General features: G+C 72.8%; 6 protein-coding genes. All 6 read left to right on the top strand.

Annotation, left to right across the window (positions count from 1 at the left end):
* Positions 1 to 1,273: ATP-binding cassette domain-containing protein (locus VLJ82_RS12415; protein WP_408663667.1), on the top strand; the 1,273-nt coding region annotated here is incomplete at its 5' end.
* A gap of 213 nt (positions 1,274 to 1,486) precedes the next feature.
* Positions 1,487 to 1,927 carry a 50S ribosomal protein L13 gene (gene rplM, locus VLJ82_RS12410; protein WP_408663666.1) on the top strand — a complete coding sequence of 147 codons (441 nt, stop codon included), beginning with the start codon at positions 1,487 to 1,489 and terminating at the stop codon, positions 1,925 to 1,927.
* On the top strand, positions 1,900 to 2,346 hold the full coding sequence (gene rpsI, locus VLJ82_RS12405; protein WP_408663668.1) for a 30S ribosomal protein S9: 447 nt from the start codon (positions 1,900 to 1,902) through the stop codon (positions 2,344 to 2,346). The genes rplM and rpsI overlap by 28 nt, the downstream gene beginning before the upstream one ends.
* Positions 2,347 to 2,360: 14 nt before the next feature.
* Complete coding sequence (glmM, locus tag VLJ82_RS12400; protein WP_408663665.1) at positions 2,361 to 3,698, top strand: phosphoglucosamine mutase; 1,338 nt, start codon at positions 2,361 to 2,363, stop codon at positions 3,696 to 3,698.
* A gap of 194 nt (positions 3,699 to 3,892) precedes the next feature.
* On the top strand, positions 3,893 to 4,612 hold the full coding sequence (locus VLJ82_RS12395) for a hypothetical protein (RefSeq protein WP_408663664.1): 720 nt from the start codon (positions 3,893 to 3,895) through the stop codon (positions 4,610 to 4,612).
* Positions 4,613 to 4,648: 36 nt separating this feature from the next.
* A partial coding sequence (gene glmS / locus VLJ82_RS12390; RefSeq protein ID WP_408663663.1) for a glutamine--fructose-6-phosphate transaminase (isomerizing) occupies positions 4,649 to 5,826 on the top strand: 1,178 nt, incomplete at its 3' end.

The following is a 5,826-nucleotide window of genomic DNA, read 5'->3' as shown; positions in this document are numbered from 1 at the left end:
GACCCAGCTGCGCTATGCCCACGCGCTGGCCAACTGGGGCGACGCCGGCGGCTACGACGCGCAGGTGCTGTGGGACACCGTGACGGTCGCCGCGCTCGGCATCGGCTTCGAGTCCTGCAAGTACCGCGAGATCGCCACCCTCTCCGGCGGCGAGCAGAAGCGGCTGGCGCTGGAGGCGCTGCTGCGCGGGCCGGCCGAGGTGCTGCTGCTCGACGAGCCGGACAACTACCTCGACGTGCCCGGCAAGCAGTGGCTGGAGGAGCGGCTGCAGACCACACCCAAGACCGTGCTGTTCGTCAGCCACGACCGGGAGCTGCTGGCCAACGCCGCCGACCGGGTGGTCACCCTGGAAGGTGGCACCAGCTGGGTGCACGGCGGCGGCTTCGCCTCCTACCACGAGGCCCGCGCGCACCGGCACGAGCGGATGGCAGAGCTGCGGCGGCGCTGGGACGAGGAACGCGCCCGGCTGGTCGAACTGGTCCGGACGCTGCAGCAGCAGGCCAAGATCTCACCGGACATGGCCTCCCGCTACCGGGCCATGCAGACCCGGCTGGCCCGGTTCGAGGCGGAGGGGCCGCCGCCGGACAAGCCCGAGGAGCAGAACGTCACCATGCGGCTACGCGGCGGCCGGACCGGAGTGCGGGCGGTGACCTGCGAGCAGCTGGAGCTGTCCGGGCTGATGAAGCCGTTCGACATCGAGATCTTCTACGGCGAGCGGCTGGCGGTGCTGGGCTCCAACGGTGCCGGCAAGTCGCACTTCCTGCGGCTGCTGGGCGGCGAGCCGGTCAACCACTCCGGATCCTGGAAGCTCGGCGCCCGGGTGGTGCCGGGGCTGTTCGCCCAGACCCACGCCCACCCGGAGTGGGCCGACCGCACTCTGGTGGACCTGCTCTGGCACGGCGAGCCCGGGCGTCCGGGGGTGGACCGCGGCCGGGCGATGGCGGCGCTGCGCCGCTACGAGCTGCACGGCCAGGGCGACCAGAGCTTCGGAACGCTGTCCGGCGGCCAGCAGGCCCGGTTCCAGATCCTGCTGCTGGAGCTGTCCGGGGCGACCCTGCTGCTGCTCGACGAGCCGACCGACAACCTCGACGTGCTCTCGGCCGAGGCTCTGGAGGACGCGCTGGAGGCCTACGAGGGCACCGTGGTGGCAGTCACCCACGACCGGTGGTTCGCCCGCCGGTTCGACCGGTACCTGATCTTCGGCGCCGACGGGGTGGTGGCCGAGTCGGCCGAGCCGGTCTTCGACGCCGCCCGGGTGGTCCGGCCCCGCTGAAACCGGGGCCGGCCGGGTGCCCGGGCGGGCGCTCGATTTGGAGGGGGCTGCCGCCGGCCGGTATCGTGCTCCCTTGGCGCGCGTCCGCCCAGCGGCGCGCGTGCACGGCCATGTTCCGGGGTCGAGCGTCGAGCCAGACGGCTCGGACCGACCGCGGGAGCGGCTGCCAGCCCGCCGGCGGCAGTCGTGAAGACCGACGAGAGAGAGTGCGCCTTGCCCACCTACACCCCCAAGCCCGGTGACGTCGTGCGTTCCTGGCACGTCATCGACGCCAGCGACATCGTCCTCGGCCGGCTGGCCAGCCACGTCGCGCAGCTGCTGCGCGGCAAGCACAAGCCGCAGTTCGCCCCGCACGTCGACACCGGTGACTTCGTCATCGTCGTCAACGCCGACCGGGTCGCGGTCGCGCCGCAGAAGCTCGGCGAGTTCCGCTACCGCCACTCCGGCTACCCGGGCGGGCTGTCCAAGCGGACGGTCGGGGAACTGCTCGAGTCCAAGCCCGAGCGCCTGATCGAGCTCGCGGTCAAGGGCATGCTGCCCAAGAACACCCTGGGTCGCGCGCAGCTGAAGAAGCTGAAGGTCTACAGCGGGCCGAACCACCCGCACGCCGCGCAGCAGCCCAAGGAATTTTCGATCACGCAGGTCGCGCAGTAGCGCGGATCAGCCACTTAGGAGAATTCGCGTTGACTACCCCAGTTCCCGTCGTAGGCCGCCGCAAGGAGGCCGTGGTCCGGGTCCGGCTCGTGCCCGGCACCGGCGTCTTCAAGCTCAACGGTCGTTCGATGGACGACTACTTCCCCAACAAGGTGCACCAGCAGCTCATCCGTGAGCCGCTGGTCACGCTGGAGCGGGACGGCCAGTACGACGTCACCGCCACCCTGATCGGCGGCGGGATCACCGGCCAGGCCGGTGCGCTACGGCTGGCGATCGCCCGGGCTCTGATCAACCTCGAGCCCGACGACCGCCCGGCGCTGAAGAAGGCCGGCTTTCTGACCCGCGACGCCCGGGTCAAGGAGCGCAAGAAGTACGGCCTGAAGAAGGCCCGCAAGGCTCCCCAGTACTCCAAGCGTTAGTCAGCTCGGCGTTCGTGGCCAGGTACTTCGGCACGGACGGGGTTCGCGGTCGCGCGAATGCCGACCTGACCCCCGAGCTGGCGCTGGCGGTGGCCAGTGCCGCCGCCCGGGTGCTTGCCAACCACGACGGCTCGCACCGGCCGGTGGCCGTGGTAGGCCGCGACCCCCGGGTCTCCAGCGAGATGCTGGAGGCCGCGGTGGTGGCCGGCCTCACCTCGGCCGGCGCCGACGTGCGGCTGGTCGGGGTGCTGCCCACCCCGGCGGTGGCCTACCTGACCCAGCGCTACGGCGCCGACCTCGGCGTGGTGCTGTCGGCCAGCCACAACCCGATGCCCGACAACGGCATCAAGCTGTTCGCCCGGGGCGGGCAGAAGCTGCCCGACGACCTCGAGGCCGAGATCGAGGCCGAGATCGAGGCCGGCTGGCGCACCCCGCGCCCGACCGGCGCCGCGATCGGCCGGGTCACCGCCGAGCCGGACGGGGCCGCCCACTACATCGAGCACCTGCTGACCGCGACGCCGGCGTCGCTTGCCGGCCTCAAGGTCGTGGTGGACTGCGCCAACGGGGCGGCGTCCTCGGTGGCCGGCGAGCTGTTCCGGCGGGCCGGCGCCGAGCCGGTGGTGGTAGCCGGTGAGCCGGACGGCGAGAACATCAACGACGGCGTCGGGTCCACCCACATCGACTCGCTGGTCGGCCACGTCCTGCGGCACGGGGCGGACCTCGGCATCGCGCTGGACGGTGACGCCGACCGCTGCCTGGCCGTGGACGCGGCGGGCGCGGTGGTGGACGGCGACCAGATCCTGGCGATCTGCGCCCGGGAGCTGAAGGACCGCTCGCTGCTGGCACGGGACACCGTGGTGGCCACCGTGATGAGCAACCTCGGCTTCCACCACGCGATGCGCGATGCCGGCATCACCGTGCTGACCACCTCGGTCGGGGACCGCTACGTGCTGGAGAGCCTGCTGTCGAACGGCCTGAGCCTGGGCGGCGAGCAGTCCGGCCACGTGATCTTCACCGACGCCGCCACCACCGGCGACGGCCTGCTCACCGCGCTGCGACTGATGTCGTGCATGGCAGGCGCCGGCCGCCCGCTCGCCGAGCTGGCCGCGATCGTGCAGCGGCTGCCGCAGGTGATGATCAACGTCCGGGTCGCCGACCGGGAGAGTGTGGCCGCCTCGCCCGACGTCCGGGCGGCGGTGTCGGCGGCCGAGGCCGAACTCGGCTCCGACGGCCGGATCCTGCTGCGGCCCTCGGGCACCGAGCAGCTGGTCAGGGTCATGGTGGAAGCCGCCAGCCAGGAGCGCGCCGAGCAGATCGCCTGCCGGGTGTCCGAGGTCGTCCGGGCCGTCTAGCCCGCACCGGGTGGCCGTCCACCCGGAGACCCGCATCCTCGAAAACCTGTTAGCTGTGCCACCTCCGCGCCGAGGTGGAACCGAGCCCGCGGCCCGCCGCGTTGAACCCTGAGATGACTGATTCGACTTCCAGCCGTTCTGCTACCAGCCCGCCGACGCCTGACACCGCGGCCCCGAGACCCGAACCCCAGAAGGTGTCCCTGTCGCTGACCCAGGTGCTGGCCAGCGTGCTCGCCGCGGTGAGCGCCTCGATCGCCGCCTCGGTGTTCGGAGTGGCCGGCACCGTGATCGGCGCCGGGCTCGGCAGTGCCGTCAGCGTGGTCGGCGGTGCCGTCTACGCCCGGTCCCTGGAGCGCTCCCGGCAGGCCGCCCGGCTCGCGCTGGCGGTGGCGACCGCCCGGCGGCTGGGGGTACGGGGCGCCGCCGATCCTGCCGGCTCCGCCGATCTGGACGACCTGGACGGCCCGCCCGGCCAGCCGGCGAGCCGGGGACGCCGGCTGCGGCTGGCGCTGACCCCGCAGCGGCTGGCGCTCGGCGCCGGCGCGCTGTTCCTGATCACCATGGGCCTGATCACCGGCTTCGAGCTGCTGACCGGCCAGCCGGTGGCGGCCAGCGTCGAGGGCAGGCAGGGCTCCGGGGTCAGCGTGCTGGGCGGCACCGAACGGTCCGGTCCCGGCACCAGCCCGGCGCGGTCCAGCGTCGGCAGCACCGCCGCCACCAGCACCGCTCCGTCCAGCGCCACCCCGTCCGGCACCGCGCCGAGCAGCGCGAGCTCGGTGCCCAGCGGCACCGCCCAGCCCACCCCGACCGTCACGGTGACCGTGACCCCGTCCGCCGCCCCGACCGACGGCACCGCCAGCCCGACCGCCCCGGCTCCCAGCGGCAGCCCGACCGGCGCAGCCGGCGGCGGCTGACCCGGCCGGCTTCACATCTCCCGTACGCTCTAGCCCATGTGCGGCATCGTTGGCTACGTCGGTCCCCGCCCCGCCCTCGAGGTGGTGATGCAGGGCCTGCGCAGGCTGGAATACCGCGGCTACGACTCGGCCGGGGTCGCCGTGATCAGCGACTCCGGGCAGCTGACCACCGCCAAGAAGGCCGGCCGGATCGAGAACCTGGACGCCGAGCTGGACCGGCTGGCCGAGCAGACCGGCACCTCGCTGGCCGGGCACACCGGCATCGGGCACACCCGGTGGGCCACCCACGGCGCGCCCAACGACGTCAACGCCCATCCGCACGTCGACACCGGCCACCGGATCGCGGTGGTGCACAACGGCATCATCGAGAACTTCAGCGAGCTGCGGGCCGGACTGGAGGCCGCCGGCGTGGAACTGGTCTCCGAGACCGACACCGAAACCGTCGCGCACCTGGTCGCGGCGGAGCTGGCCGCCGGCGCCACCGACCTCGCCGAGGCCACCCGGCGGGTCTGCTGCCGGCTGCAGGGCGCCTTCACCCTGGTACTGCTGGACCGCGAGCATCCCGAGACCGTGGTCGGCGCCCGCCGCAACTCGCCGCTGGTGCTGGGGCTCGGCGAGGGCGAGAACTTCCTCGGCTCGGACGTGGCCGCCTTCATCAGCTACACCAAGGAGGCCGTGGAGCTGGGCCAGGACCAGCTGGTGGAGATCTCCCGGGAGGGCTACCGGATCCTCTGCTTCGACGGCTCGCCGGCCGAGGGCAAGCGGTTCACCATCGACTGGGACCTGGCCGCCGCCGAGAAGGGCGGCTTCGACTACTTCATGCTCAAGGAGATCCAGGAGCAGCCGACCGCGGTCGCCGACACGCTGCGCGCGCACTACCTGGACGGCCGGATCGCCCTGGACGAGCAGCGCCTGGACTCCTCGGTGCTGCGCGAGATCGACAAGGTGTTCGTGGTGGCCTGTGGCACCGCCTACCACGCCGGCCTGCTCGCCAAGCACGCCATCGAGCACTGGACCCGGATCCCGGTCGAGGTCGAGATGGCCTCGGAGTTCCGCTACCGCGACCCGGTGCTGGACCAGCAGACCCTGGTGGTGGCGATCAGCCAGTCCGGCGAGACCGCCGACACCCTGGAGGCGGTCCGGCACGCCAAGGAGCAGCGGGCCACCGTGCTGGCCATCTGCAACACCAACGGCGCGCAGATCCCGCGCGAGGC

The organism is Jatrophihabitans sp. (genome assembly GCF_035474675.1).
Taxonomy (GTDB): domain Bacteria; phylum Actinomycetota; class Actinomycetes; order Mycobacteriales; family Jatrophihabitantaceae; genus Jatrophihabitans_A.
The sequence above is the reverse complement of the archived record's forward strand: the minus strand, read 5'-3'. Positions and strand labels throughout refer to the sequence as shown.